The sequence below is a fragment of the Methylotenera sp. E1MeOHC1 genome (genome assembly GCF_058745595.1).
The window spans coordinates 982,559-1,009,149 of the sequence record NZ_CP196025.1; the positions used below are offsets into that span (position 1 = coordinate 982,559).

Here is a 26,591-nt window from a genome sequence, read left to right on the forward strand (position 1 = left end):
TTACTACTCCTTTCCATCAACATCGCAAGTCACATCAGGACAGCATGACGACTGCCCTGCACAACAATTTTCTGTTAAATACGCAACCAAGCTGTTCATCACATCATAATTTGCCGTGTAATAAACAAAACGTCCTTCCTGACGCGAACTCAAAAGCCCAGCACGACTCAACTCTTTTAAGTGAAAAGATAGTGTGCTTGCTGGTATCTTAAGCTTCTCACTCACAGCTCCTGCTGGCAAACCATCAAATCCGGCTTGCACTAAAAGCCTAAAAATATCTAATCGCGCTTCTTGCGCTATAGATGCCAACTGCGTGACTGCTAATTTATTATCCATAATTCCATATTTCCATAAATATGAAATTAATGTCAATCACTTTATAAATTGATTCATGAAAAATAACAGACCAAAGCACACTTATCCATTTACAATAAATAACTCTCATTTACAATCTAGCAATCAATATACTTTTTAGGTAGTATTGCCTTGTGATGTATTTACTTACACTAGAAGCTACAATAATTTGAAAACTCCTAGCATCCCACACAATGAAGTTGATCGACTTGAGTTCCTCAAACGACTCGATATCCTCGACTCTTTGCCAGAGCAAAGCTTTGACGACCTGACAAGCCTTGCATCAGCAATCTGCAAAACGCCGATTGCAATCATTACGCTGCTAGATGAAACCCGCCAATGGTTCAAAAGCAAAGTTGGATTAGCCGCCACTGAAACACCCAGAGATATCTCATTTTGTGGGCACGCCATTCTTGGAGATGACATATTTGAAATCCCCAATGCTTTAGACGATGATAGATTTAACGACAACCCGCTAGTGACTGGCGACCCAAACATACGTTTTTATGCAGGCATCCCACTTATTAGCAGTAGCAATTATGCGCTTGGGACGCTCTGCGTAATTGACAGGACGGCACGTGAACTATCGGTAGAACAGCGTAATGCACTAAAAAAACTAGGGAATCTTGTCGAAACCTTAATTGAAACACGTATCCAATGCCAAAAACTGGAAGAAGTGAGTGTAGCGTTATTCGACAAAACAGCTTTTCTAAACACACTGTTATCGAGTGCGGATCAATCCATCATTTCAACCGACCTTAATGGATTAATTACCAGCTTTAGCCGAGGGGCTGAAAACATGCTGGGTTACAAAGCCGAAGAGTTGGTTGGCCTAAAAACACCCGCTATCATTCATGATGCCAACGAAATGCATCAACGCGCTCATGAGCTGAGCCAGATTTTGAATAAGCCGATTGAAACCAGCTTCTACGTTTTTATATCGCAAGCACTGCAAAGAAAATCAGAAACGCGTGAGTGGACGTATATTCGCAAGGATGGCACATCGCTGCCTGTCAGCTTGACCGTTACGCCCATGTACGACAACACAGGCGCACTCTTTGGCTACCTTGGTGTTGGTCACGATATCAGTTTGCGTAAACAGGCAGAGCAGGCAGCAAGTTACATGGGTGATATATTAGAGCGCACCGGAGAGTTAGCTAAAGTAGGCGGATGGGAGCTTGATATTGCAAGCATGCAGATTAAACATTGGACGACAGAGGTGTTTCGCATCCATGAGCTAGACCCGCCTGCACTCCCCTCAGTGGAGCAAGCCACTTCGTTTTATCCTCCAGAATCAAGACGCGAACTGGAAGCTACGATGAAGCTTGCCATACAGACAGGCAAGCCATGGGATATGGAGTTACCGCTTACCACAGCTAAAGGCAATCACATTTGGGTGCGCACACAAGGCTCAGCAGTCATGCGCGAAGGCAAAGCCATTACGCTAATTGGTGCATTTCAAGATATTACAGCGCAAAAAACGGTTGCAAACGCATTAAAAGCACGTGAAAAAAGCTTTAATGACATCATTGAGTACGCGCCGATTGGCATGGCTATCGTGTCACTAGAAGGCCGATTTACCAGAGTGAATCAAGCTTTATGTAATATTGTGGGTTACAGCGCTGAAGAGTTGATGCAACGCACCTTTCAAGAAATCACTTTTCCAGATGATTTAGAAGCGGACTTAGAACGTGTCAACCAGTTAATTGAAGATAAAATCAACACTTATCAAATAGAGAAGCGTTACATCCATAAAGATAAAAGAGTCGTATGGGTTCAGTTGTCTGTGAACATTTCCAGAGATGAGGACCGCACCCCCAACTACTTGATTGCTCAAATAGAAGACATTACCGAACGCAAATATCAACATGAGGAAGCCCAGCAATTTGCATATCATGACCCTCTGACCAATTTGCCTAACCGCAGAATGCTATTAAGCAGGCTACATCAATCACTGCTGAATACCGAACGCTTCAATCGCTCCATGGCACTACTATTTCTCGATTTAGATCATTTTAAAAATATCAATGACTCATTAGGCCACGATGTGGGGGATTTGTTACTTAAAGAAGTAGCCAACCGACTATTGAAATGCGTACGCTCTGCCGACACCGTTTCTAGACAAGGTGGTGATGAATTCGTCATTATTCTTTCAGAAATCTCACACACGCAAGATGCGGAGCTTGTGGCTCAAAAAATCATAGAAAGCTTTAAGCAACCAATCCTAGCTAACGGACATGAAATTATCATGAGCACAAGCATTGGGATTGCAGTTGGTGCCCACGACAAGGCATCTAAAGCAGATGAATTAATAAAACACGCAGATAAGGCGATGTATGAGGCTAAAGGTGCCGGTCGAAACAGATATTGTTTTCACGATTAAGTTTAACGCCCCTCTTGCTTTAGCTTGAGGTGAGTCTAAAAGAAGCCTTCACTAAGTAGCAAGTGCCATCCCAAACACGGTCATTTTAACTATTTGCATATATCACTTTTACCTTTGCTAAAAAATAGAGATTTAAAAACAAAGACCGCCCAATAAACATTGGACAGTCTTTGTTTTTAAAGGCTTTGAGTCAGTACAGTGAGTAGCATCTCAAGGCATATTACCCACAGCAAAGTATTTAAGTTAAGTCGTGGCACGCAGCGTTTTGGCTGCTGCAACCATGTTGGTCAATGCAGGCAACACCTCTGCCCATTGGCGAGTTTTCAAACCACAGTCCGGGTTAATCCATAGACGTTCAGCCGGCACACGTTCCGCAGCCTTCTTCATCAGTTGAATGATGTGTTCTTGCGTTGGAATATTTGGCGAGTGAATGTCGTACACACCAGGCCCAATCTCGTTCGGGTAATTGAAGTGATCAAAAACATCTAATAACTCCATATCAGAACGTGAAGTCTCTATCGTAATCACATCTGCGTCCATATCCGCAATCGCCGCAATGATGTCATTAAATTCGGAATAGCACATATGCGTATGAATTTGTGTTTCGTCCTGCACGCCATTGGCAGTAATGCGGAATGATTCAACCGCCCAATTCAGGTACTCTTTCCACTGTGATTTACGTAGTGGTAAACCCTCACGCAAAGCTGCTTCATCAATTTGAATCACATTGATACCTGCTTTTTCTAAGTCCAATACTTCTTCGCGAATCGCCAATGCCAACTGATAGCAACTCACCGCTCGTGGCTGATCATCACGTACAAAAGACCAGTTAAGGATAGTCACCGGGCCGGTCAACATGCCCTTCATGGGCTTGTTAGTCAATGATTGGGCATATTTAATCCACTCTACGGTCATCGCTTGCGGACGGCTAATATCACCAAACAAAATAGGCGGTTTTACACAGCGGGAGCCATAAGACTGCACCCAACCAAATTGGCTGAATGCATAGCCGTTTAATTGCTCACCAAAGTATTCCACCATGTCGTTACGCTCAGCTTCTCCGTGCACCAGCACATCTAGCCCAAGTGCCTCTTGCTCGCGAACGCTACGCTCTATTTCAGCTTTCATCGCCAGCTGATAACCGGCATGACTCAGCGCACTCGATTTGAATTGGCTGCGTGCCAAACGGATTTCTGCAGTCTGCGGAAATGAGCCGATAGTCGTTGTTGGATACTTAGGCAAGTTGAGCAATGCAGCCTGCTTCATGGCACGCTGTGCGTACACGTTCTGGCGCTGACCAAGTTGTGGCGTTAGTTTACCCAACGCTTCTCTAACTTCTGGATTATGCACACGCTGTGAATGACAACGTGCTTCAACCGCCGCATGATTACTTTCCAGCTGCTCTCTCACTGCCTCGCGACCTTGGTTCAAGGCAACGGATAGAATATGCACCTCTTCCAACTTTTGTTTCGCAAATGCCAGCCAAGATTTAATCTCATCATCCAGCTTTTGCTCACTATCTAGGTCTACCGGCACGTGCAATAAAGAGCAAGAAGGTGCAATCCATAAACGGTCACCCAAGCGCTCAGCCAGTGGCTCTAGCCAGTCCAATGTGGCTGTCAGGTCAGTTTTCCAAATGTTGCGGCCATTAATCACGCCAATCGAAAGCACCTTATGAGAAGGTAACATGCCAATCAGAGATACTACTTCGTTACGACCATTGATCGCATCCACATGCAAACCAGCTACCGGAAGATTAGCAGCCAAATATTGATTATCAGCTAATTGCCCGAAATAAGTTGCCAACAACAATTTGACGCGACTGCTCTTTAACTGGTGATATGCCAGATTAAATGCATGCTGCCAATCTGCATCCAGCTCAGTCACTAGAATTGGCTCATCAATCTGCACCCACTCAACGCCTTGCGCCGCCAAGGCTTCTAGCAACTCAATATACACTTGCACCAATTGTGGCAATAAGGCTAATCGGTCTGAATCGTCTTTGGCTTTACCAATCGCCAGATAAGTTACCGGGCCAATAATCACTGGCTTAGCCTTCACATTCTGCGCTTTAGCTTCGGTCAACTGCTCCAGCAAACGCGTAGCATCCAGTTTGAACGTCGTTTTTGCTGTGAATTCAGGCACAATATAGTGATAATTGGTATCAAACCATTTAGTCATTTCACCAGCGGCTACGCCACCGCAGCACTGTGTATTATCATCACCAGTTTGTGCTGAGCGACCACGTGCTACGCGAAAGTAATTATCCAACTGCTCCCCATGAAAGCCACTCACGCGCTCTGGTAAATTACCAAGCGTGAAAGACATATCCAACACTTGGTCGTAAAAAGAAAAATCACCCACAGGCGCTAAATCCAATGCTGATTGCAGACCCCAGTGACGTTGACGCAAATCCTTCCCAAGCGCCTTCAATTCGTCACGTGTCGATAAACCTTTCCAGTAAGACTCCAGTGCAAATTTAAGCTCTCGTTTTGCGCCAATGCGCGGAAAACCAAGATTGTGTGTTGATACCATCATAATTCCTATCATTTTGAAAGTTGAGGAATTGTAGAAAAGACAACTCATGAAGTAAAATGGTAATATTTCAACAATCAATTAATTATACTCATACATAAAATGTTAGAGCGCATCCATTTAGCCATTATTCGCGAGGTTGATCGACAAGGGTCATTGACCGCTGCAGCCAATACTTTGTGCTTAACACAATCGGCATTAAGCCATTCGATCAAAAAATTAGAACAGCAACTAGAAACAGATATCTGGTTACGCGAGGGTCGTAGCTTACGCCCAACGCAAGCTGGGCAATATTTGCTGGCCGTAGCTAATCGGGTATTGCCGCAACTATCATTAGCGGAAGAACAACTGCGCCAATTTGCCCAAGGAGAACGCGGGACGCTACGCATTGGCATGGAGTGCCACCCCTGCTACCAATGGTTACTGAAAGTGGTATCGCCCTATTTAGAGGCATGGCCCGATGTGGATGTAGACGTCAAACAGAAATTTCAATTTGGCGGCATTGGTGCACTGTTTGGTTATGAAATTGATATGCTGGTCACGCCAGACCCTTTGTATAAGCCAGGGCTGCATTTCGAACCGGTGTTTGATTATGAGCAAGTATTGGTCGTTAGCCGTCATCATCATTTGGCTAAGCAAAGTTATGTAGAACCAGAACAATTAAGCCACGAAACGCTGATTACTTATCCGGTAGAAATCAATCGACTGGACATTTATAACCAATTTCTCCAGCCCGCTGGCATTAATCCTAAACGCCACAAAACCATTGAGACTACTGACATCATGCTGCAAATGGTAGCCTCTAACCGAGGAGTTGCCGCTCTACCGCGATGGCTCGTAGAAAAGTATGCGCATGAAATAGCCATTGCTCCGGTACAGCTAGGGCAACAAGGCATTGCTAAACAAATTTTTCTAGGCGCACGCGAAGCTGATGTGAATATAGACTACTTAAAAGCATTTTTTCAAACAGCGCGCTCTGCCCCTTTTTAAAAAAATAAATCGAATCACAAGCGACTAATTACAGGCGGCGGCTTAAATCTGGCAACGCTGTGTAACTTTAGTCAACGCCCAAGACCTAACTCCATTCATTTAAATTTTAATCATATAGAAGAGTTACTTACAAATCTGTTTGCAATTTTCAAAATATATTAATAGAATCAACTGTGTTCGGCTCTAAGCTAGGAATGCAAGGTCATCCTGGCTATGAATAAAAATAAAGGAGGCCTTGGATGAAATGTCCGGCGATACTACCGACCGAGTCAGAGAGACTAACTGCTTTATCGAATCATGGATTAGATAACGAAAGTCTGATTCCGAATCTGGACCCTGTTGTTCATATTGCTGCACGCATGTTCGGCATGCCGGTAGCTGCAGTCAATATGATCGGGAGCGATCACGTTTTTTTCGCAGCTTACGCCGGCGCTGGCAAATTTGACATGAGCCGCGATGTCTCTTTCTGCGCCCACGCCATCAATCAGTCGGGCGTGATGGTCGTACCAGATGCCACCTTAGATGAGCGCTTTCATGACAACCCTTTAGTCACCGGCGAATCCAACCTTCGCTTCTATGCAGGTGTTCCACTTTTTTCTCCAGAAGGGCTAGCCCTTGGCGCCCTATGCATAGTAGACAATCAGCCACATACCGACTTTTCTGCGGATGATCAATTAAGATTGCAAGAACTTGCCAAAATGGCTTCCGACAGACTGGAGTTGCGTCGCATTGAAGTGAGCGGCAATAGATCCAGACCTAATTTTGAAGAGTATGCCGGCAACTCCACTACACCTGTCGTGTGGTTTGACCAGACACTTTGCATCACCGCATGGAACAATGCAGCGGCCCAATCTCATGGCTATAGCTTAGAGGAAGGTATAGGTAAACCTGTTGAGCAATTAATACCTGAGCGTTCTCGCCCTATCTTCCATGAAATCATCAGCAAAGCGATTACAGCAGGATCCTTAGATGAACTGGTTATCCCATCAGAAATAAGTGGCCTTCGTAAAGACGGATCACAATTCATACTGGGTTTTTCTTTATTCAGTTGGAAGGACGCAGGCCGTATTCAATTTGAGGCTGTACTTAAAGATATTACAGCACAACGTCTTGAGGAAGTTGAGCTTCGCCAACAGGCAAATATTGACCCACTCACTGGCATGGAAAATCGTGCCAGCTTTTACCGTGCGGTAGAGTCAGCAATGATTATACCTTCGCCAATGACCGTGCTGATGATTGACCTTGACGGCTTTAAGGACTTGAACGATACGCTAGGAGATGCAGTCGGAGATAGCATTATCAAAGAAGTATCAAGCCGGCTGCTTAAACTGGTAGATACAGTGGGGATGGCTGCAAGGTTGGGCGGTGATGAGTTTGCAATCATGTGGCCACAAATGACAAACCCTAGCCTAGCGGTGCAGTTGGCAGAGGCCGTTGTTGCAACCATCGCGATACCCATCAACGTTGATGGGCAGGAGGTTCGCGTTGCAGCAAGCTGCGGCGTAGCAATCGCACCTAACCAAGCACAAGAAGCATTGGAGCTCATCAGCAACGCAGACTTAGCATTATTCAAGGCTAAAAGTATTGGTCGCGGGCAGGTTTTTCTTTTTGTCACAGCGTTACGCCTCGAGGCAGTAGTACGCCGCCTTTATGCTTTGGAGCTACACCGTGCTGTCGATGATGGTGAGTTCCTGCTTTTTTATCAACCACAGGTAGACTTAATCACAGGTGAAATCACAGGCGCCGAAGCCTTGCTACGCTGGCACCACCCTGAAAGAGGCATATTGTCGCCAATTGCGTTCCTAGCAGCATTAGAGCGCGGCACGCTGGCCGCAACCGTTGGGTCATGGGTACTGGATGAAGCGTGTGCACAAGCTGCATATTGGCGTAGAAACGGCGCCCCCAACCTACGCATGGGCGTTAACCTTTTTGGTGCCCAATTTCATGTCGGTAACCTAGTGACTGAAGTTATAGCAGCACTAAAACGGCATGGCCTGCCGCCAGAAGCTCTAGAGTTGGAGATTACAGAAAATATCGCACCGGACAACGATGACGTCGTCCTTAACTGCCTGCATCAACTCCATGATTATGGAGTTGGTATCGCCTTGGATGATTTTGGTACCGGATACGCCTCATTAAGCTTACTCAAAACCTATCCACTAACACGTATCAAGATTGATCAATCATTTGTACATGGCATGCTTGAGCACGAACAAGATGCATCTGTAATACGCGCCACTTTAGATATTGCACGCAGTTTTAAATTAGAAACGATTGCAGAAGGTATCGAGACAGAAAGCCAACGCTCCTATTTGCTAGAAAAAGAATGCATGGAGGGGCAAGGCTACCTATTCGGCAAGCCTATCCCCGCAGCGCAGTTCTCTGCATTGATTGAATCAAATAAACTTTTAAAAGAAACTGCCTGACATAGCCAACCAACTGCGTGCTAATGAGCAGCATCGAAAACGGATTGGGCAACAAAAAAACCAAACGTTAAGCAGAGTTTAAGTGCTAATTAAAGCTACTTCAACTTAAGTTGAGGTATAAAAACTGTACCTATTCCTACCCGCAGCCTTGGACTCATACATGGCTGAATCCGCACTCTTCATTAGTTCTCTCATGGTAGTTTTTGTATCGCCCACATGCACTGCAATACCAATACTGGTGCCAATAAATAGCTCACTACCGTTCACATCAATCGGCTCGCTAAACTTATTAAGAATTTTTTCCGCAAGCATTTCGGCATCATGCGCGCCAGAAATCTCTGTAAGTATAATCACAAACTCATCGCCTCCTAGTCGTGAAACGGTATCGCTACTTTGCACACACGATAATAGGCGTGAGGCTGCCTCTTTAAGGATGATATCGCCAGCATCATGGCCTAATGTGTCATTAATTTGTTTGAAATGATCCAAATCTAAAAAGAACAAAGCAAATTTGCGTTGATAGTGTTCAGACTGAGATAAAGTTTGAGTGAGCTTCTCCATCAACATGCGGCGATTAGGCAGTTTGGTCAACGTGTCAAAATATGCATGCTGGTGCACTTCATTGTCACGAATCTTGCGCTCACTAATATCCTCGATTTGTGCAATAAAATACTGAGGCGTTAAATATTCATCTCTAAAAATACTGGCAGAAAGCTGAACCCACACTGGCACATTGTCTTTGCGAACGTATCGTTTTTCCATGCGGTAAGTATCGATTTCACCATCTAGCAACCGCTGCACATGCTCAAGGTCAAGAGATAAGTCATCTGGATAAGTGATTTCCTGGAAAGTACGCCTAATCAACTCATCATTGGTATACCCCACGATATTACATAGTGTTTGGTTCACAACAGTAAATCGCCCATCCAAAGAAACGATGGCGATACCAATTGGCGCGTATTCAATAATTTCTTTAAAGCTTTTTTCGCTGGCACGTAAGGCAAGCTCAATCTTTTTACGATCAGAAATATCATCAAACACAACGAGAGTCCCGATAATTTCATTATTTCTGAAAAATGGAACAGAGTTTACAGAAACGTAAATTGGCGAGCCATTTTTATGCCAGAAAACCTCTTCCGTTGACTTATAAGGTTGTTTTGAATGAATCACATTGCTGATCAGGCAATCACGCTCTAGGTGGCCAGACTCTTCAATGGGTCTGTGATGAAATAACAAATGTGCATTTTGACCCAACAACTCTGACTCACTACGCCCTAACAGCTCCTGCGCTTTAGGATTGGTGAAAGTAATTACGCCATTGATATCCGTTACATAGATTCCCTCGCCAAGCGTAGAGGTAATTTCCTGAAAGCGATAAAAGCTATCTTTTAGCTCCTCCGTTTTTTGCTTAACTAAGTTCTCAATACGGGCAGTATAACCAGTACCAATTAGCAGGAGCGCGCCCATTAAACCAGTACCAAACAACCCAACAGCCAGCATATTCCAACTCTGCCAGCCACGGTGCTGCTGATAGTATAGCGCTGTTGGTGAAGTATCCAGACGGTAATACCTGCCGCCAAACTTAAAGTCTCTTGTATACAAACCTTCTATTTGATTATCTGCAAAGTCATTGTATAAATACTTGCCGGACTGAACGTCGGTTAAGCGTACATGTATAGTATGCGCGAATGGCGTAAAAAGCTCACCAAAGAAGCTACTAGCACTAAGCACTGTTGTTAAAACACCATCTTGGCTTGTACCGTGGATTGGATAAATTAACATTAAGCCAAGCTCGGCACCGTCATTAATAATCAGCCTGGTTGGCGGTGAAGCAATGGCTCTTTTCAGGTTGATGGCACGTAAAATCGCTTCTTTACGATCCGGGAGCGAGGCTAAATCAACACCCAATATTGCGCGCGTTGACTCCTTAAGCGGCACGATATAAGTAATAGGAAAATAAAAATCTTTGTTGCTTGACGTAACTAACTTCCGTTGCGCATTCAGCTGTTTAATTTCAAAATCTTTAAATTCTTTTGATAGCTGTTTTACATATGAAGCCCGCTCATGATGCATGACTTTAGGCGCCCACTCTATTGCGTAGGTCATTGGATACTCTCGCTTGACGGCACTCACAAAATGATAAAAATCTTGCCTTGTTATCTTTTCGCTAGTTCTATAGCTAAACAAAGCGCTCGTTTGTCCGATGACAGCCTCTTGAGACTCAAATCGAACACGCAGTTGTTCAGATACTTGGTTAGATAAAGCATCAAACTCTACTAATGACTCCTTGCGCTCCCATCTGCTGACAACCACAAACGTGATAATGAGCAATGCAAACGTAATAAGCATCGGCACGGCTATGGTGAGGGCGCGTTTTCTCCATATGTCTCTGGGTTTGCCAATGGCAACCAAAGTGAGCGGCAACATAACAATCAGGCCCAATGTGTCACCTATCCACCATGATGCCCAGCTTGTAAAGAACAGAGACTCCCCAATCATGCCAAGTGAGAGCAAACCCGTCACAGAGATAGTGGCACTAATCAAACAGATGACGGGTGCTGAAATGAAAAATGTCACTACATCGACAGGACTATCTAAAGTAGTTGGATAGTGAATCTTATGCTTTAACCACCAACCGCCCAAATACGCTTGCAGTGCAGAGGCAACAGCAATCAGCAGCGCCACCTCCACATCAGTCATTTCAACCTGATGACCAGCGCTGTAACCCACTAAAATATTGAGTAGAAGTGACCCTAAAAATATAGCAGGCAACACGGCGCGCCCAGCAACAAAAACCGCAGCGATTGCGATACCTGCAGGAGGGAAAATCGCAGAAGCATAACCTGGGGGCAACGCTAACATGAGCCCTAACTTGCCAGTGACAATATAAGCCACTACCAGCAGCAAGCTATAAACAATGACTTTCTTTTGTGTAGGTAGTTGATTAATCATCAAACATATTTTCTTTAAGATTGGAATTTAAAACCATTTGATTACATGATCACCAAGTCTGTTGATACACGATAAAAGAGAGATTACGATGCTACAAGGTTACTGAGCTATTACGTCGTAGGTAAAGCTTGTTCTCCACCCTTGATTTTTTGAATGATTTGTAATATCTCATCACTATTTTCAATGTCGTCTTTAATCACTCTTAAACTGACATCTCTAAAAACATCCTTCAACTTCCACTCAACTTCATTAATGGTGATAAAAAGTTCGTGATTAACTTCCTCATCAAGCTTTATTTGCTCCCACATACCAAGTTCAATGCAATCAGTCAGACCAGAAGCATAAATGGTCTGACAAATTCGGCTTAGTCTTAAGATCAAATAAGTTGCAAGTGTTTTTAGCTTAGGATGCGAACCTTGAAGCATCTTAAGCAGATCAATCATTTCTTCTATATTTTTCAATTGCACAAGAAGATGATCCAGTATGGGGTTGGTCGCTTTTACGTTCTCAAGTTTCTTTGTAGAAGATAAAAAGTCAATTAAGGCATTAAATTGTAAAGATGGAAAATCATGATTCACCAGCTTTAATGTAGTAATCAAATTACTTAGGTCATATTGCCGCCTGACCATTCCTGAAAACGCTTCGGCGACAAGCAACACCTTACCGATATCACTACAGCGCTCAGCAGACAAATGATTCGGGTAACCTGAACCATCATTTCTTTCATGATGCTCTAATATTGCTTGATAGACACTGGCAGAATAGCTCATATGCTGCCTCACCACCGAACTGCCAATGATGGGGTGCGTCATAATACTACGCCAATGCTCTAATGAGAGATTTTTAGTATTGGGGATAACACAATACAATTCCCCAACATCATGAAGCAGGCTTGCAATCGTTAAATCATCGACTTTTTTAGCGTCGTAATGCAGTCTTTTAGCAATCTGTCTTGCAATAAGCATCACAAATAGCGTGTGCTCAAATGCTTCCTTGCTATTATTTTTCTGAACCGTAAGTAACAATGCTGCTAATGGCGCTAATGCTAAAGACTTAACGACAGAGACATCTAATTTTAATTCAGCGTTAAAGCTCAGCAAAAATGGGTTGTTGTTAACTAACCCCTCAGCCTCCATGTGGATATCCTGAGCAGTTAATAATGAATCTGAGGAGATTGATGTTTCTAGCGGTTTTTTAAGCACCCGATTAATCAATTTATCTTTGATGCTTGGAGTAACCTTATACCCCTTACCCAGTAGTTTGTTTCCTGCCTGATCATAAACATCTTCGGACAGATAAAATTCCGAGCTCTCAGACGCAGATATGATATTTTCAATAATATTTAGATTTGTATCGCTAGTTTGACTCGTCATCATCGCTATATTGAGCTAACACTATTTATTGTTGTATCGACACTATCCAGTTTGATTCTACCGCCAATTAATTACGGTTTCAATTGAACAATCACCAACAACCCTGCACAGTTAAATAAAATTCAGACGAAAAAAAACCTGCGTTAAAGCAGGTTTCATAAGCGTTAAGGGAAAACTGCACAACCTATTAATAAACCCAAAAACACTTTTATTTGATACTAAAGTTGGTAAGCAGGCATCAAACAAATCCATAAAACCACAAATAAGCCACTCTATTAAAATACCCCCATACTCACAAACGTACCCAATAAAACCTATAAACTTCAATTGCACACTTTAAAACTAAAATAGCCAATTAATTTTGATAATTATCAAACGTTCCTAATCTATCCACTGGACTTCTCAGAATATCTACAGCCTTTAATCGAATTCTGCGGATACGTTTTATCAAAAATACCGCGTAATCACAAAATCATGGTGTGTAAAGAAACACTATGCGATTGCAATAGACGTAAAAAAAGCCTAGAAACTTTGAATTTACTAGGCTTTTGATACTTGGTGAAACACTAAAATGGTGCAGGCGGGAATCGAAACCGCAGTGATTTGTTTATATTCAATCATTTACAATATCCTTGTGACCAACTTGTGACCAAAACGCCATTACTTTTCCTCCAGCTGATGTATCTACATCAGGTATCCAGCGACCATAACGCTTGCGAATCATGCCCCAATCTTTATGCCCCATCTGCTGAGCAACCCATAAAGGATTTTCACCAGCAGAAAGTAAGGTGCTAGCGTATGTGTGCCTTGTTTGATAAGGATTACGATATAGCACACCAGCTTTTTTAAGTGCAGGAGTCCACATTGTTTTTCTGATTTGCCCGTCAGTTTCCCAAGGCGTATTAGTTCTAGGGTTATTAAACACCCTACTACCTGCTATAAAAGTAAATTGCTTTTGATTCTTAAGTGAATCTATTGCCGGTGGAAACAATTTAACATCACGCTCACCAGCCTTTGTTTTAGGTTGTTTAGTGTGCTTGTTTACTGTTGCGCGTCTAACTCTTACAAAGCCAGCTTTCCAATCTATATCGCCCCACTCCAAAGCAATTAACTCGGATGTTCTCAAACCTGTCCATATTGCAAATTGAATAAGATTAGCTCCCTGAGGTGATAGCACCTCTAGTATTGATTTAATTTCATCTGGCTTAAATGGATTCGGCTCATCAGTTCTTACTGATAAATTACTAATACGTGATACTGGATTGCGATCAATAACACCATCTGAATAAGCGTCATCAAAAATTGTTCTAAGTGGAATTAAAACGTTATTGATTCTTTTATTTGATATTGTTAAACCACCAATCCAAGTCTTAATGGCTGATGAAGTCACATCAACTAAACGCATCTCACCAAATTGTGGTTTTAAATGATGCTCAATAGAGCTTCGATAATCACGCCACGTGCTTTTTTGTAATGTACGTCTAGAGGCTTCAATAAAATCATCTAATGCTTGAGATACAGTTTTATTAGCAGATTTATTTTGATTGATGCCTTTTTTGCTATTGGGGAAATGTTTAGCGAAAACGAACGTGCCAATTGAAATCTCATGCTCAATTGCAGAGTGTAGTCGTTCAGCATGTAATCTATTCGCTTTTGTATCCTCTAGACCAAGAGATGGTCTTTGACGAATGCCTTGGTAGTAGAAGTCTAGATATAGACTACTCCCACGTACTTTGACTACTTGCCTTCTATCCATTTTTGAATAGCCTCTAAGTTAAATACTAGGCGTCCATCAGGAGCTTTTCTCCAGTGAGTACCTGCAAGCCAAACACCTTTTGAAATTTTTGAGCGAATAGCATCGTCGGTGTAACCGATTAGCTCAATCACCTTGTTGATTAAAACCCATTTCATTTTTCTACTTTACTCTTTGCTTTTGTATTAACTTTTAATTGCTTAATTGGACGTTCTATTTGTTCCTTGGAAACAAAGGTAACTTTCTCAATCTCTTCTGCTGTTAAGTTTTGATGAACAGCCTCAATCCCAGCTGATAACAATTGGTTGATGATTGTGGAAACTGATACATCCGCCATACGTGCCATATTTTCAATTTGAGTGAATAAGTGCAATGGAAATCTATGGCTACGCTGCACGCTTGCTGAGTACATTTCAATCGAACCATTACGCTTTATCAAGGACGCTAACAATTCAGCTTCTGTAGGTTTTTCGTGAATTTCTGCCATATATATTCCTGTGGGTTTGTTTTGTGTTACATAATGTAACCCATCTTAAAATGTTGTGTCAAATATTTATTTCATGGAATAGAATAAAATTAATGTAACTAAATTAAGATAATAATTTTATGGAAATCGAGCGAAAGACAAATGATGTAAGGGACTTAGCTGTCTTGACTGGATTGGCTCTTGTGCCAATCATAATGTTGTTGTTTGCAATCGAATCCAATCATTCTAAGAGTTTTTATGCTTGGTTAAGAATTGTAGTTTCAATTGGAGCTATGTCATATGCGGCTATTAATTCAGGGAAAGGGCATGATAGATACAAAACAGTATTCTTTGTACTCATGATTTTGTACAACCCGTTCATCCCAATATATTTGACAAGAACCGTTTGGGTTATATTTGATGTATTGGCAATTATTGCATTCGCGGTTTCTTTCAAGATAAATTTTATGGAAGAAATAAAGCAATACAAAAAATAATTTTAAAGTTATCTTTAAGTAGTCTCATATTGAGACAAAAGTGCAGTATCACATATACGCACTTTCAAGATTGCGAGGCGCTGGCTTCGCGCTCTCCCCCAATTAGAACGGGCGGGCGCTGACGCGCTCCGGCCGACCTAATTGGGTTCCCCGTCGCGCCGCGGCTCCGCGGCCAGCTAAAGTTGCTATGGTTAGCTTTGAACCGTCAAGCTTGCAGGATTAGAATTGTTAGGGATTTTATTTTTAATGACTTGAAGTAATGTCGTGGAATAATTAATTGCCGTTATGATGTCTCTAATACGACATTTATTGCCATCCTCACTTACATTAACTTCAATTCCTCTTTGAGCAGTAACGCTATTAAAGTTAATGCCTACGTCATTTTCAGGACCGCATAGCGAAAACCCTACCCCAATTTTAATTCGGTCTCTCTTTTTCTTGAAATCTTTAAACCACTCCACATATCCACTGATAGCTGTAATCTCAGCGTATAGCTGAGAATTTTCATTAGTGACGCATTTGTTCATACTTGAATAACCACCAGCATCTTGGCCGTTGAGGTTTAATAAAACTCTATAACAAGCATCGTGAAAAGCGCGTATAAATAAAAAATAAGTTTTATAGGCAACTTTTAGTTGTGCTACTGATTGTTGAGACTGAATGCCTGCTTGTGATTTGTTTCGTTTTATCATTCTTTCAACATCTTGTTGGCTAGATGTTAAATAGGCTTCAATAGCATGTTTTGTTTCTGTTGGCATAGTAGAGCTACTAGTGCCTGACAAATAATCCATTAAGTGTTGATGGTCGGGGCGTTCTCGTGATGAAATTCGACTCATTTCATTAAATTCATCAACCATCCACATAGTTGCATTTATGTGGGCTCGAACATAGTTATCACTAAGGCTAACTATGTCTTCACCCAAGCTAAACATTTGAGTGCTTTGAAAGAAATTTAAATCCTTCCACATATTTAATTCACGATTACATTGTTTAAGTTCTTCAGAAAACTTCTCATTGGAAATATAAAAATCAGATAACATTTAATGTACCTATTATTATCAAGCTTGTTTTTTAGGGTCAAAGTATAGAGATGTACCGATTGCCCAGTCAGGAATCTGAGAAATCGCCTCAGGTCTTAAAACTCTTACTAGTGGAATGACATTTTCAGGTTTTGAGGGCTGGCGAATTGCAATATCAATTCCAAGTTTTAAGAATTCAGAACGGTAGCGATAGAATGAAGCTTTTGGATATAAAGCGCGTAAGTCTTCGCCTTCTTTCCATAGCTTATAGACTGCAATTAAACGCGCAGGAAGCCCCTCTAGATCAACTGGCGTGATACTGAACTGTTCAGACATATTAAGGCTTTCTATGTATGTAATCAGCTGTTCTATTGGTGTTGATTCACTCCATTGGCTTGCAATAGAAAGATTCTTTTCTTTTAGCTGAATACTTCTTAGGGTTAATTCACCACGAAGCTTATTATCAGCGTAATCAATCAGGTTGTCACGTAGCTCGATATCATTAGGCAGTTTGTGACCTCTTGCTTCTATTTCATCGCCTTTGCAGTAAAACTTAATTGACCAGCGTCTTGAGTTTTTACCAAAGTAGAGTGTTCCACCTGTTGTTACAGGGCGACCATGACGGCTTTTAGATTGCATTTCAGCCGCTCTTAACCAAGCTCTTACATCAGCTCTACGTGGTAAGTCCCACATAGCGGTGCAATCAACACGCTTTAAGTCATACGTGCCAGTTTTCCATGACTGAAAGTCTAGATCAGTGGGTGTTAGGTTGAGTATTGGAATGAGTTTAAGCATTACAGCTTGAACTAATCCAATTAGATTGTCAGTACCAAATACATTATGACCTTGTAGCCATTTGGCTGGATTGCCATCAAAAAGAATATGACGGTCATCTAATGATTTGATGTTTAGGTTTGATTCATGCGAACCAGGGACTTGTTGCTTCTTTTCGACACGCCATTCAATTTCACCATCAAGTGTGACCGAAGCAATAGAGCCACCATAAATTTTTTCATCATGGTGACAGGGAATAATTGCCGTTATCCAGTCAATCATTTTTAGCCACCAATCCTAGTGACCAATTTGTGACCAAAATGTGGCTAAATACAGACAAAAAAAGACCACCCCAGACGGAGTGGTCTTCTTTCAAGATACTCTCAAAGCCTTTACTTACAAGGGTTTTGAGTTGTCTAGAGTGGTCTAGATTAAATCTAAGTTTGGTGGAGCAGGCGGGAATCGAACCCGCGTCCGCAAGCCCTCCACAGACAGTTCTACATACTTAGCCTTGTTGTTTAATTTAACGTGCAACACACCAACAGACAAGCAGTTTGCACGCGAGCTACCTAAAGGTTAATGAAGTGCTAAGTAACCCAACACAACACGTATCCCGTGTATATGACACTGCGTATGGGTTACCCCAATCCACCCCACGGGAGAGATGGTGCAGCGTCCAGCAGAACTAAGCTGCTAGAGAGTAAGTTTCGTCGTTTGCGACTATACTTTTTCTAGTTTATTTACGAGGTGACTAGCCCTCGGTATGCCCTGCACTGCTTTGCAACCCACGTCGAAACCTGGTCAGCCCCATAAGCCTGTAACTTAAAAACAGTCACAATCTGACAGATGAAAATATCAACAGTTCAACATGCTGAAACTCCAAAAGCATGTTGATTATACGCTTTTAAAATAGCCAACAAAACTATTTATTATGTGCGCGCATGATTCGGCCTTTTTCGCGCTCCCAATCTTTGGCTTTTTCAGTGTCACGTTTATCATGCTGCTTCTTACCTTTTGCAAGGCCAATTTGCACTTTGACACGCCCTTTAGAAAAGTGCATATCTAGCGGCACCAAGGTATAGCCCGCACGCTCTACTTTGCCAATTAGCTTTGATATTTCTTCATTATGCAACAGTAGCTTACGCGTTCTTATGGCATCTGGACGAATATGCGTAGAGGCAGCACCTAGCGGCGTGACGTGGCATCCGATCAAATAGATCTCGCCACGCTGAATAATGACGTAGGCCTCTTTAATATTGACACGATTATCTCGTATCGCTTTTACTTCCCAGCCCTCTAAAACGATGCCAGCTTCGTATTTATCTTCGATAAAGTAATCAAAAAAGGCTTTTTTATTTTGTGCGATGCTCATAAAACTAAAAATTTCTTGGCGAATAGCTTAAAATCGTCATTTTACTCTACTCTCTTGTTTGTTTGGTTGAACATGTTGAGTAATAAAAAGTAATTTGCTCGTGTTTGAGCCAATCAGATTTAAGGTAATGTTTAAAGGTAAGCATGGCTCATGTAAAAAAAACCGTTTTAGTCAACCACTCTGCAGGTCGTATGTTTCATTTAGTGGATGACGTTGAGCAATATCCAAAGTTTTTACCTTGGTGCGGAGGGGTTGATTTAATCCAACAAGATGAAGCTAGCACGATTGCAACCTTGCATATAGACTACCACGGCCTACGTCAGAACTTTACAACAGAAAACCATAAGATCTTTCCTCAAGCCATGGAAATACAATTAAAGAATGGGCCATTTAAGCATTTAAACGGTTCATGGAATTTTTTAGCGCTTAGCGATGATGCCTGTAAAGTTGAGTTTTCACTTAACTATGAGTTTGAAAATCATTTTCTAGAAAAAATTATTGCGCCAGTATTTAACCATATTGCCAATACATTCGTAGATGGCTTTGTGAAACGTGCCAATGCTATCTACGCTAAATAATGGAAAACTGTCATGAGCCTATCAACTGAAATTACTGTAGAAGTTGCTTATGCATTACCTAATGAGCAATTAATCATTCCAATCAAAGTAGCAAATGGCGCAACAGCGGAGGAAGCTATCAAAGCTTCAGGCATCATAGGCAAATTCTCTGACATTGATTTAAGCATCAATAAAATAGGTATTTTTGGCAAACTAGCCAAATTGGATACAAAACTACGTCATTTAGATCGCGTGGAAATTTACCGCCCGCTCATTGCAGACCCCAAAGAAGTGAGAAAACAAAGAGCCGCCGATGGAAAAATAATGAAAAAAGGCGGCGGTGATATCGCGACCTAAACTTAGCGTCCAGCGCCTCAAATAGGAGGCTATGATGTTAAAAAAATGGGCGCCTACGCGCCCAAAGAGAATAAATTAGCCTAAATCTCAATTGCAGTAAGCATCTACATCTTTTTGTGCGTCAGCTTTACCTCGAGCCAAATCTTCCTCGCCAAGATACTCGCGCTCACCAGCATCGTTAACTCTCGAAATTCTGCCACCTGTTGTATAAATCACTAAATTCTTTTTGGCCGCCGTACAATTCTCTTGCTTAACTGTTAACTCTGCTTGCTTCTGCTGATCAGCTGCCTTTTGCACTTCTGCATCATATGCGCGTTTTTTTGCAGCATCATCTTGAGTAGCACCACCCTCCTTAGCCTTGTCCGGTGCTTTATTGATGTTGTCCGGTGTTTTATTTTTACTAGTAGCCGTTGTGATATCACCTGCAACTGGCGCCAAAGCTGGCTGACCAGTTGGCTTAACCACTCTTTTACCCTGAATAGGCTCTTGTTTCACGTTAGAAGGCGGCGGCACGTCACTATAGCGAGTAACCCCATCTTTATCTTTCCATTTGTAAATCTCAGCACTTGCCATCAATGGCAACGTTACCAAGCAGAGCAACAGTAAACGAGCTAACATAAAACATCCCTTAAATTTATAGGTATTCGGTCATATTATTGCTAATCTAAATTACTAGCAAGTAGCACAATTAACGGCTATTTGCATTTATAGTTTACAAATAAATGATTGACACTCTCGCAAAGTCAATTATAAGTCTGTATAATTTCGTTTTGGGTACAAGGATTTACGCATGCGTTTATTGCAACAAGCTCTCACTTTTGATGATGTTTTACTAGTGCCGGCCTACTCTAATGTGCTGCCACGCGAAGTTTCGCTTACCACACAACTCTCACGAAATATTCGTTTAAACATCCCTCTCATCTCTGCCGCGATGGATACCGTCACAGAAGCGCCTCTAGCGATTGCATTGGCACAAGAAGGTGGCTTGGGTTTCATCCACAAAAACATGACAGCCATGAAACAGGCTGCGCACGTGGCACGTGTTAAACGCTTTGAATCTGGTGTAGTGAATGACCCGATTACGATTCAAAGCCATATGACGGTGCGTGATGTATTAAACCTTACCAACACACACAAGATTTCAGGTATTCCTGTTGTTGATCACGGCAAGATTGTTGGCATTGTCACCAACCGTGACCTTCGCTTTGAAACCAACTTAGACCAGCCAATCAAAAACATCATGACGCCTAGAGATAGATTAGTCACGGTTAAAGAAGGCGCGGCTAAAGATGATGTAATTCGCTTACTACACCAACACCGCCTAGAGCGCGTTTTAGTTGTAGATGACGCAGATACATTAAAAGGCTTAATTACTGTTAAAGATATTCAAAAATCAACAGACCATCCAATGGCCTGCAAAGATGCTCATGGCAGACTGCGTGTTGGTGCGGCGGTTGGGGTGGGTGACGGTACTGAAGAGCGCGTTGCAGCGCTTGCTGAAGCCGGTGTTGATGTGATTGTTGTGGATACAGCACATGGTCACTCACAAGGAGTTTTAGACCGCGTAACTTGGGTTAAAAAACACTTCCCGCAAATTGATGTGATTGGTGGCAACATTGCAACAGCCAGCGCAGCATTAGCCTTAGTTGATGCAGGTGCTGACGGTGTGAAAGTGGGTATCGGCCCTGGCTCAATTTGTACAACACGTATCGTTGCTGGTGTAGGCGTTCCACAAATTAGTGCAATTGCTAACGTTGAAGAAGCGTTGCGCGGTACTGGTGTACCATTCATCGCGGATGGTGGCATTAGATACTCTGGCGACATTTCAAAAGCGATTGCTGCTGGCGCTTACAGCGTGATGTTAGGCGGTATGTTTGCAGGTACAGAAGAAGCACCTGGCGATATCGAGCTATTCCAAGGCCGTTCATACAAGTCTTACAGAGGCATGGGTTCTATCGGCGCAATGCAAAAAGGCTCTAGCGACCGTTACTTCCAAGATAACAATGGCAATGCTGACAAATTGGTACCAGAAGGTATTGAAGGTCGCGTTCCATATAAAGGCAGTGTGCTCGCTGTGATTCACCAGCTCATGGGTGGCTTACGTGCTTCAATGGGTTACGCTGGTTGCGCTACGATTGAAGAAATGCGCTCACGTGCAGAGTTTGTACAAATTACAAGCGCGGGCATGCGTGAATCGCACGTACATGATGTGCAAATTACAAAAGAAGCGCCTAACTACCGCGTTGACTAATTCAATTTAATATTAACTTTAACAACAGAGAACACAATGTCAGAGAAATTTATTCTGACATTGTGTTCTCTGTGCATTTTGTGACTAAACAATGACTCATTCCAAAATTTTAATTCTCGACTTTGGCTCTCAAGTTACTCAACTGATTGCTCGCCGCGTGCGTGAAGCACATGTTTATTGTGAAATTCACCCATGTGATGTCACAGATGACTTTGTGCGTAATTTCGGTGCCGATGGCATTATCCTTTCTGGCAGCCATGCGAGTGTGTACGAAGAAGAAACAGATAGAGCGCCACAAGCTGTGTTCGAACTGAATGTGCCAGTGTTAGGCATTTGCTACGGTATGCAAACCATGGCGCAACAATTGGGTGGTAAGGTAGAGGCTGGGCATAAGCGCGAATTTGGCTATGCAGCTGTACGCGCACATGGTCACTCCGCCCTATTCCGCGACATTCAGGACAGTACAAATGCTGAAGGTCACGGCTTGCTTGATGTATGGATGAGTCATGGTGACAAAGTAACGGAGTTGCCCACAGGCTTTAAAGTAATTGCAAGCAATGCAACTACGCCAATCGCAGCCATGGCAGACGAAACTCGTAAATTCTATGCAGTGCAATTTCACCCAGAAGTAACGCATACTAAACAAGGCCAGGCTATGCTCAATCGCTTTGTGCTTGAAATATGCGGTGCAAAACCTGACTGGATTATGGGCGACTATATTGCAGAAGCCGTTGCAAGAATCAAAGCCCAAGTTGGCGATGAAGAAGTGATTTTAGGCTTATCAGGCGGTGTTGACTCTAGCGTTGCTGCGGCTCTGATTCACCGCGCGATTGGCGACCAACTCACCTGTGTATTCGTAGACCACGGTTTACTACGCCTAAATGAAGGTGATTTAGTCATGGATATGTTTGCAGGACGGCTACATGTCAATGTCATCCGCGTAGATGCAACAAATCAATTTATGGGGCATCTAACAGGTGTGAGCGACCCTGAAGCTAAACGTAAAATTATTGGCCGTGAGTTTGTAGAAGTATTTAAAGCTGAGGCTGCTAAGCTAAAAGCTGGCACAGGCGGACATAAAGGTGCAACATTTTTAGCGCAAGGTACGATTTACCCTGACGTGATTGAATCAGGCGGTGCTAAATCTAAAAAAGCTGTCACCATTAAGAGTCACCATAATGTAGGTGGTTTACCTGAGCAATTAGGTCTTAAACTCTTAGAGCCGCTACGCGACTTATTTAAAGATGAAGTACGCGAACTTGGTGTAGCGCTAGGCTTACCTGCAGACATGGTTTATCGCCATCCATTCCCAGGCCCTGGCCTAGGTGTACGGATTTTAGGCGAAATCAAACAAGAGTATGCTGATTTACTGCGCCGTGCAGATGCAATTTTTATTGAAGAGCTACGCAACACCAAAGATGAGACCACAGGTAAAACTTGGTACGAATTAACAAGCCAAGCGTTCACTGTGTTTTTACCGGTTAAATCTGTAGGGGTGATGGGTGATGGCCGTACATACGATTACGTGGTGGCTTTACGTGCTGTGGTCACTAGCGACTTTATGACTGCGCACTGGGCGGAACTGCCATATGCATTATTAGGCCGTGTTTCAAACCGAATTATCAATGAGGTTCGTGGTATTAACCGCGTTGTTTATGATGTTTCTGGCAAACCGCCAGCAACCATCGAGTGGGAATAACAGGAGGTCAGTGATTATGAGCCGCGCATTCGTTAACGAAGAAAGATTTGAACAAGCTAATGGAAAAGAGCTTGTTGAACGTCCGGTTAGTGAGCATCCTAATTACGTGACACCGACCGGTGCACTTGAGCTGCAAACATTGGAAGAATCACTCATCGCGGAACTTAATCACTTAAAACTAACCGCAGAAAACACGTTTGCAAAAGATAAAGTGGCTGAAATCGAACGTGATCTACGTTACGTGCGAGCAAGGCTGGATTCTGCAATATTAGTAGATCCCACCAAGCAAAGCCATGAAACCGTGTTATTTGGCGCAACCATTGAAGTGCAAGATGATACAGGTGCACAGCATACGTTTCATATCGTAGGCGAAGATGAAGCAGACGCAAGCATCAACAAGGTTAGCTGGGTTTCACCACTTGCAAAATCATTGCTTGGCCAAAAAGTTGGCGATACCGTCATTTGGCAACGCCCTGCAGGTAATATCAATTTAGAAATTCTGGACATTCTCTACCAATCATGAAAGTAAGCCAAGCCATTATCGAACGACGCTCAATTAAAGCGTATGACCCGCAACACAAAATGAGTGAGGAAGAAATATCTAAACTCATGTCATTAGCAATACTATCTCCAACCGCATTTAATATCCAAAACTGGCGGTTCGTCGTAGTGACTGAACCTACACTACGTCAAAAAATTCGCAGCGTGAGCTGGAATCAGGCACAAGTGGAAGAGGCATCACTACTGATTGTGCTGACTGCGGATTTAAACGCATGGGCAAAACAGCCTGAGCGCTACTGGTCTAACGCAGCCAAGCCTGTGCAAGACTATTTAGTACCGGCCATTGGTCAATATTACGACGGCAACTCACAAGTACAACGGGATGAAGCCATGCGCTCATGCGGAATGGCAGCCACAACTATCATGCTAGCAGCTAAAGAAATGGGCTACGATACCTGTCCGATGGATGGATTTGATTTTGATGCAGTAGCCCAGCTATTAAATCTGCCTGAAGACCATATCCCAGCAATGTTTGTTGTAGTTGGCAAAGCACTAAAAGAAGCCATGCCACGCGGCGGTCAGCTACCTATGGATGAAGTGGTTATTTATAATCAATTTTAAGTGTTGATTTAATACTTAGTACCGCTTGCAACATAGTGGATAAGCATTAAGCACATATAACGCACTATCTTTTGTAATTAATTTATTTTTAAGGTCTAAATTTTGTTAATTTCTAACAATATCACGATGCAGTTCGGCGCAAAGCCACTCTTTGAAAACATCTCGGTTAAATTTGGCGATGGTAATCGCTATGGTTTAATTGGTGCCAATGGTTGCGGCAAATCAACCTATATGAAGATTCTAGCAAAGGTGTTAGAGCCCACCTCAGGTAATATCGCCCTAGATAACAATGAGCGCATGGCTTTCTTACGCCAAGATCAGTTTGCCTATGAAGACCAACGCGTGCTTGATGTTGTGATGATGGGCCACGAACAAATGTGGAAAGCTAACGTAGAAAAAAATGCAATCTACGCCAACTTAGAAGCTACTGAAGATGACTACATGCGTGCGGCTGAATTAGAAGCTGTATTTGCTGAATATGACGGCTACACGGCTGAAGCGCGCGCTGGCGAACTGCTACTGGGCGTTGGTATCCCTATTGAGCAGCATAACGGTCCAATGAGTGCCGTAGCGCCTGGTTGGAAATTACGCGTATTGCTAGTACAGGCGTTGTTTGCAAACCCAGATATTATGCTGCTAGATGAACCAACCAACAACTTGGACATTAATACCATCCGCTGGTTAGAAGACGTATTGAATAACCGCAGTTGCACCATGATTATTATTTCTCATGACCGCCACTTTTTAAACCAAGTGTGCACGCATACCTGCGACATGGACTACGGTAAGATTGCTGTATATCCAGGCAATTATGATGATTACATGGAAGCTAGCACCGCTGCTCGCGCACAACAAGCTAAAGATAACGCAAAAGCTAAACAGCAAATTGCCGATTTACAAGATTTCGTTCGCCGCTTCTCTGCCAACGCTTCTAAAGCAAAACAAGCAACTAGCCGCGCCAAGCAAATTGATAAAATCAAAATTGAAGAATTTAAACCATCTTCTCGTCAATATCCGTTTATTCGCTTTGAATACGATGAGCGTGAAAAACTACACCGTAATGCAGTTGAGTTGAAAAAACTCAGCCACGGCTTTGATCGCCCGCTGTTTAATGATATTGACCTAATGTTTGAAGCTGGTGAAAAAGTAGCGATTATTGGTGAGAACGGTATCGGTAAAACTACGTTCTTACGCTGTTTAGCTGGTGACTTAGAGCCTAAACATGGTGAAGTAAAATGGGCTGAGAAAGCAAAAATCGGCTACTTTGCACAAGACCATGAGTACGAGTTTGAAGATGGTGATGAACTGTTCGAATGGATGAGCAAGTTTACCCAGCAAGGCGATGATGACCAAACTGTGCGTAGCATGCTCGGCCGTCTACTGTTCTCTGGTGACGACACCAAAAAATCGGTAAAAGTACTTTCTGGTGGTGAAAAAGGCCGCATGCTATACGGCAAATTGATGCTGGCTAAAACAAATGTCTTACTGATGGATGAACCAACCAACCACATGGACATGGAATCTATCGAAGCACTGAATACTGCGCTAGACAAATACAAAGGCACCCTATTCTTTGTCAGCCATGACCGTGAATTCGTAAGTTCAATTGCTACACGCATCATCGAAATCAAAGCGGATGGCATTGTAGACTTTACTGGCAACTATGAAGATTACCTGTTAAGCCAAGGTGTTGAATAACATCCGAGCCTTC

At 42.7% G+C, this 26,591-nt stretch carries 22 protein-coding genes and 1 other RNA gene; 11 read left to right on the plus strand and 12 right to left on the minus strand.

The window, feature by feature from the left end:
• Window positions 1-3: 3 nt before the first annotated feature.
• Complete coding sequence (locus tag ACSSU7_RS04480) at window positions 4-336, minus strand: ArsR/SmtB family transcription factor (RefSeq protein WP_492517524.1); 333 nt, start codon at window positions 334-336, stop codon at window positions 4-6.
• Between the two features lie 187 nt (window positions 337-523).
• On the opposite strand from ACSSU7_RS04480, the gene ACSSU7_RS04485 reads away from it, so the two are divergent.
• A complete protein-coding gene (locus ACSSU7_RS04485) occupies window positions 524-2,737 on the plus strand; it encodes a PAS domain S-box protein (protein WP_492517525.1) in 2,214 nt (737 codons plus the stop codon).
• A 243-nt stretch (window positions 2,738-2,980) separates the two neighbouring features.
• Here ACSSU7_RS04485 and metE read toward each other — a convergent pair whose 3' ends face one another.
• Window positions 2,981-5,272 (minus strand): 5-methyltetrahydropteroyltriglutamate--homocysteine S-methyltransferase, encoded by a 2,292-nt coding sequence (gene metE / locus ACSSU7_RS04490; protein WP_492517813.1) that lies wholly within the window; start codon window positions 5,270-5,272, stop codon window positions 2,981-2,983.
• Window positions 5,273-5,374: 102 nt separating this feature from the next.
• Between metE and ACSSU7_RS04495 the strand changes: the two genes are divergently transcribed.
• Both ACSSU7_RS04495 and ACSSU7_RS04500 read left to right on the plus strand, forming a co-directional pair.
• Window positions 5,375-6,262 (plus strand): LysR family transcriptional regulator, encoded by an 888-nt coding sequence (locus tag ACSSU7_RS04495; RefSeq protein ID WP_492517526.1) that lies wholly within the window; start codon window positions 5,375-5,377, stop codon window positions 6,260-6,262.
• 239 nt (window positions 6,263-6,501) lie between these two features.
• Window positions 6,502-8,688, plus strand: coding sequence for a putative bifunctional diguanylate cyclase/phosphodiesterase (locus tag ACSSU7_RS04500; protein WP_492517527.1), 2,187 nt, complete (start codon window positions 6,502-6,504; stop codon window positions 8,686-8,688).
• Window positions 8,689-8,793: 105 nt separating this feature from the next.
• Here ACSSU7_RS04500 and ACSSU7_RS04505 read toward each other — a convergent pair whose 3' ends face one another.
• From ACSSU7_RS04505 to ACSSU7_RS04525, 5 genes are all read right to left on the minus strand, one after another.
• Window positions 8,794-11,640 carry a sensor domain-containing diguanylate cyclase gene (locus tag ACSSU7_RS04505; RefSeq protein ID WP_492517528.1) on the minus strand — a complete coding sequence of 949 codons (2,847 nt, stop codon included), beginning with the start codon at window positions 11,638-11,640 and terminating at the stop codon, window positions 8,794-8,796.
• Between the two features lie 110 nt (window positions 11,641-11,750).
• A complete protein-coding gene (locus ACSSU7_RS04510) occupies window positions 11,751-13,016 on the minus strand; it encodes an HD-GYP domain-containing protein (protein ID WP_492517529.1) in 1,266 nt (421 codons plus the stop codon).
• Window positions 13,017-13,626: 610 nt separating this feature from the next.
• Window positions 13,627-14,769, minus strand: a complete 1,143-nt coding sequence (locus ACSSU7_RS04515; RefSeq protein ID WP_492517530.1) for a tyrosine-type recombinase/integrase — start codon at window positions 14,767-14,769, stop codon at window positions 13,627-13,629.
• Window positions 14,751-14,924 carry an excisionase family protein gene (xisR, locus tag ACSSU7_RS04520; protein ID WP_492517531.1) on the minus strand — a complete coding sequence of 58 codons (174 nt, stop codon included), beginning with the start codon at window positions 14,922-14,924 and terminating at the stop codon, window positions 14,751-14,753. The genes ACSSU7_RS04515 and xisR overlap by 19 nt, the downstream gene beginning before the upstream one ends.
• A complete protein-coding gene (locus tag ACSSU7_RS04525) occupies window positions 14,921-15,253 on the minus strand; it encodes a hypothetical protein (protein ID WP_492517532.1) in 333 nt (110 codons plus the stop codon). Before ACSSU7_RS04525 ends, xisR begins: the two co-directional genes overlap by 4 nt.
• Window positions 15,254-15,372: 119 nt before the next feature.
• Between ACSSU7_RS04525 and ACSSU7_RS04530 the strand changes: the two genes are divergently transcribed.
• Window positions 15,373-15,729, plus strand: coding sequence for a DUF6804 family protein (locus ACSSU7_RS04530; protein ID WP_492517533.1), 357 nt, complete (start codon window positions 15,373-15,375; stop codon window positions 15,727-15,729).
• 191 nt (window positions 15,730-15,920) lie between these two features.
• On the opposite strand, the gene ACSSU7_RS04535 is transcribed toward ACSSU7_RS04530, so the two are convergent.
• From ACSSU7_RS04535 to smpB, 4 genes are all read right to left on the minus strand, one after another.
• Window positions 15,921-16,769 carry a hypothetical protein gene (locus tag ACSSU7_RS04535; protein ID WP_492517534.1) on the minus strand — a complete coding sequence of 283 codons (849 nt, stop codon included), beginning with the start codon at window positions 16,767-16,769 and terminating at the stop codon, window positions 15,921-15,923.
• Between the two features lie 18 nt (window positions 16,770-16,787).
• Window positions 16,788-17,804 carry a phage/plasmid replication protein, II/X family gene (locus ACSSU7_RS04540; RefSeq protein WP_492517535.1) on the minus strand — a complete coding sequence of 339 codons (1,017 nt, stop codon included), beginning with the start codon at window positions 17,802-17,804 and terminating at the stop codon, window positions 16,788-16,790.
• Between the two features lie 162 nt (window positions 17,805-17,966).
• Window positions 17,967-18,331, minus strand: a transfer-messenger RNA (tmRNA) gene (gene ssrA, locus ACSSU7_RS04545).
• 113 nt (window positions 18,332-18,444) lie between these two features.
• Window positions 18,445-18,894 carry an SsrA-binding protein SmpB gene (gene smpB, locus ACSSU7_RS04550; RefSeq protein WP_492517536.1) on the minus strand — a complete coding sequence of 150 codons (450 nt, stop codon included), beginning with the start codon at window positions 18,892-18,894 and terminating at the stop codon, window positions 18,445-18,447.
• A 143-nt stretch (window positions 18,895-19,037) separates the two neighbouring features.
• Here smpB and ACSSU7_RS04555 point away from each other — a divergent pair, with 143 nt between their 5' ends.
• The gene (locus ACSSU7_RS04555) at window positions 19,038-19,472 is read left to right on the plus strand and encodes a type II toxin-antitoxin system RatA family toxin (RefSeq protein ID WP_492517537.1); all 435 of its coding nucleotides are present in this window, start codon (window positions 19,038-19,040) and stop codon (window positions 19,470-19,472) included.
• 12 nt (window positions 19,473-19,484) lie between these two features.
• Window positions 19,485-19,808 (plus strand): RnfH family protein, encoded by a 324-nt coding sequence (locus ACSSU7_RS04560; RefSeq protein ID WP_492517538.1) that lies wholly within the window; start codon window positions 19,485-19,487, stop codon window positions 19,806-19,808.
• An 87-nt stretch (window positions 19,809-19,895) separates the two neighbouring features.
• Here ACSSU7_RS04560 and ACSSU7_RS04565 read toward each other — a convergent pair whose 3' ends face one another.
• The gene (locus ACSSU7_RS04565) at window positions 19,896-20,426 is read right to left on the minus strand and encodes a DUF4124 domain-containing protein (RefSeq protein WP_492517539.1); all 531 of its coding nucleotides are present in this window, start codon (window positions 20,424-20,426) and stop codon (window positions 19,896-19,898) included.
• A gap of 172 nt (window positions 20,427-20,598) precedes the next feature.
• Here ACSSU7_RS04565 and guaB point away from each other — a divergent pair, with 172 nt between their 5' ends.
• From guaB to ACSSU7_RS04590, 5 genes are all read left to right on the plus strand, one after another.
• Window positions 20,599-22,059 carry an IMP dehydrogenase gene (guaB, locus tag ACSSU7_RS04570; protein WP_492517540.1) on the plus strand — a complete coding sequence of 487 codons (1,461 nt, stop codon included), beginning with the start codon at window positions 20,599-20,601 and terminating at the stop codon, window positions 22,057-22,059.
• Window positions 22,060-22,150: 91 nt separating this feature from the next.
• Entirely contained in the window at window positions 22,151-23,758 is a 1,608-nt protein-coding gene (guaA, locus tag ACSSU7_RS04575) for a glutamine-hydrolyzing GMP synthase (protein ID WP_492517541.1), read from the plus strand.
• A gap of 16 nt (window positions 23,759-23,774) precedes the next feature.
• The gene (locus ACSSU7_RS04580) at window positions 23,775-24,281 is read left to right on the plus strand and encodes a GreA/GreB family elongation factor (protein WP_492517542.1); all 507 of its coding nucleotides are present in this window, start codon (window positions 23,775-23,777) and stop codon (window positions 24,279-24,281) included.
• Window positions 24,278-24,880, plus strand: coding sequence for a nitroreductase family protein (locus ACSSU7_RS04585; RefSeq protein ID WP_492517543.1), 603 nt, complete (start codon window positions 24,278-24,280; stop codon window positions 24,878-24,880). Before ACSSU7_RS04580 ends, ACSSU7_RS04585 begins: the two co-directional genes overlap by 4 nt.
• 102 nt (window positions 24,881-24,982) lie before the next feature.
• Window positions 24,983-26,578: an ABC-F family ATPase gene (locus ACSSU7_RS04590; RefSeq protein WP_492517544.1), complete on the plus strand. Its 1,596-nt coding sequence runs from the start codon at window positions 24,983-24,985 to the stop codon at window positions 26,576-26,578.
• Window positions 26,579-26,591: the final 13 nt, after the last annotated feature.

Excerpts from the sequence above, each read along its gene's own strand:
- ACSSU7_RS04480 (WP_492517524.1), bottom strand. The coding sequence starts at position 336 with ATGGATAATAAATTAGCAGTCACGCAGTTGGCATCTATAGCGCAAGAA.
- metE (WP_492517813.1), bottom strand. The coding sequence starts at position 5,272 with ATGGTATCAACACACAATCTTGGTTTTCCGCGCATTGGCGCAAAACGA.
- ACSSU7_RS04495 (WP_492517526.1), top strand. The coding sequence starts at position 5,375 with ATGTTAGAGCGCATCCATTTAGCCATTATTCGCGAGGTTGATCGACAA.
- ACSSU7_RS04500 (WP_492517527.1), top strand. The coding sequence starts at position 6,502 with ATGAAATGTCCGGCGATACTACCGACCGAGTCAGAGAGACTAACTGCT.
- ACSSU7_RS04505 (WP_492517528.1), bottom strand. The coding sequence starts at position 11,640 with ATGATTAATCAACTACCTACACAAAAGAAAGTCATTGTTTATAGCTTG.
- ACSSU7_RS04510 (WP_492517529.1), bottom strand. The coding sequence starts at position 13,016 with ATGATGACGAGTCAAACTAGCGATACAAATCTAAATATTATTGAAAAT.
- ACSSU7_RS04515 (WP_492517530.1), bottom strand. The coding sequence starts at position 14,769 with ATGGATAGAAGGCAAGTAGTCAAAGTACGTGGGAGTAGTCTATATCTA.
- xisR (WP_492517531.1), bottom strand. The coding sequence starts at position 14,924 with ATGAAATGGGTTTTAATCAACAAGGTGATTGAGCTAATCGGTTACACC.
- ACSSU7_RS04525 (WP_492517532.1), bottom strand. The coding sequence starts at position 15,253 with ATGGCAGAAATTCACGAAAAACCTACAGAAGCTGAATTGTTAGCGTCC.
- ACSSU7_RS04530 (WP_492517533.1), top strand. The coding sequence starts at position 15,373 with ATGGAAATCGAGCGAAAGACAAATGATGTAAGGGACTTAGCTGTCTTG.
- ACSSU7_RS04535 (WP_492517534.1), bottom strand. The coding sequence starts at position 16,769 with ATGTTATCTGATTTTTATATTTCCAATGAGAAGTTTTCTGAAGAACTT.
- ACSSU7_RS04540 (WP_492517535.1), bottom strand. The coding sequence starts at position 17,804 with ATGATTGACTGGATAACGGCAATTATTCCCTGTCACCATGATGAAAAA.
- smpB (WP_492517536.1), bottom strand. The coding sequence starts at position 18,894 with ATGAGCATCGCACAAAATAAAAAAGCCTTTTTTGATTACTTTATCGAA.
- ACSSU7_RS04555 (WP_492517537.1), top strand. The coding sequence starts at position 19,038 with ATGGCTCATGTAAAAAAAACCGTTTTAGTCAACCACTCTGCAGGTCGT.
- ACSSU7_RS04560 (WP_492517538.1), top strand. The coding sequence starts at position 19,485 with ATGAGCCTATCAACTGAAATTACTGTAGAAGTTGCTTATGCATTACCT.
- ACSSU7_RS04565 (WP_492517539.1), bottom strand. The coding sequence starts at position 20,426 with ATGTTAGCTCGTTTACTGTTGCTCTGCTTGGTAACGTTGCCATTGATG.
- guaB (WP_492517540.1), top strand. The coding sequence starts at position 20,599 with ATGCGTTTATTGCAACAAGCTCTCACTTTTGATGATGTTTTACTAGTG.
- guaA (WP_492517541.1), top strand. The coding sequence starts at position 22,151 with ATGACTCATTCCAAAATTTTAATTCTCGACTTTGGCTCTCAAGTTACT.
- ACSSU7_RS04580 (WP_492517542.1), top strand. The coding sequence starts at position 23,775 with ATGAGCCGCGCATTCGTTAACGAAGAAAGATTTGAACAAGCTAATGGA.
- ACSSU7_RS04585 (WP_492517543.1), top strand. The coding sequence starts at position 24,278 with ATGAAAGTAAGCCAAGCCATTATCGAACGACGCTCAATTAAAGCGTAT.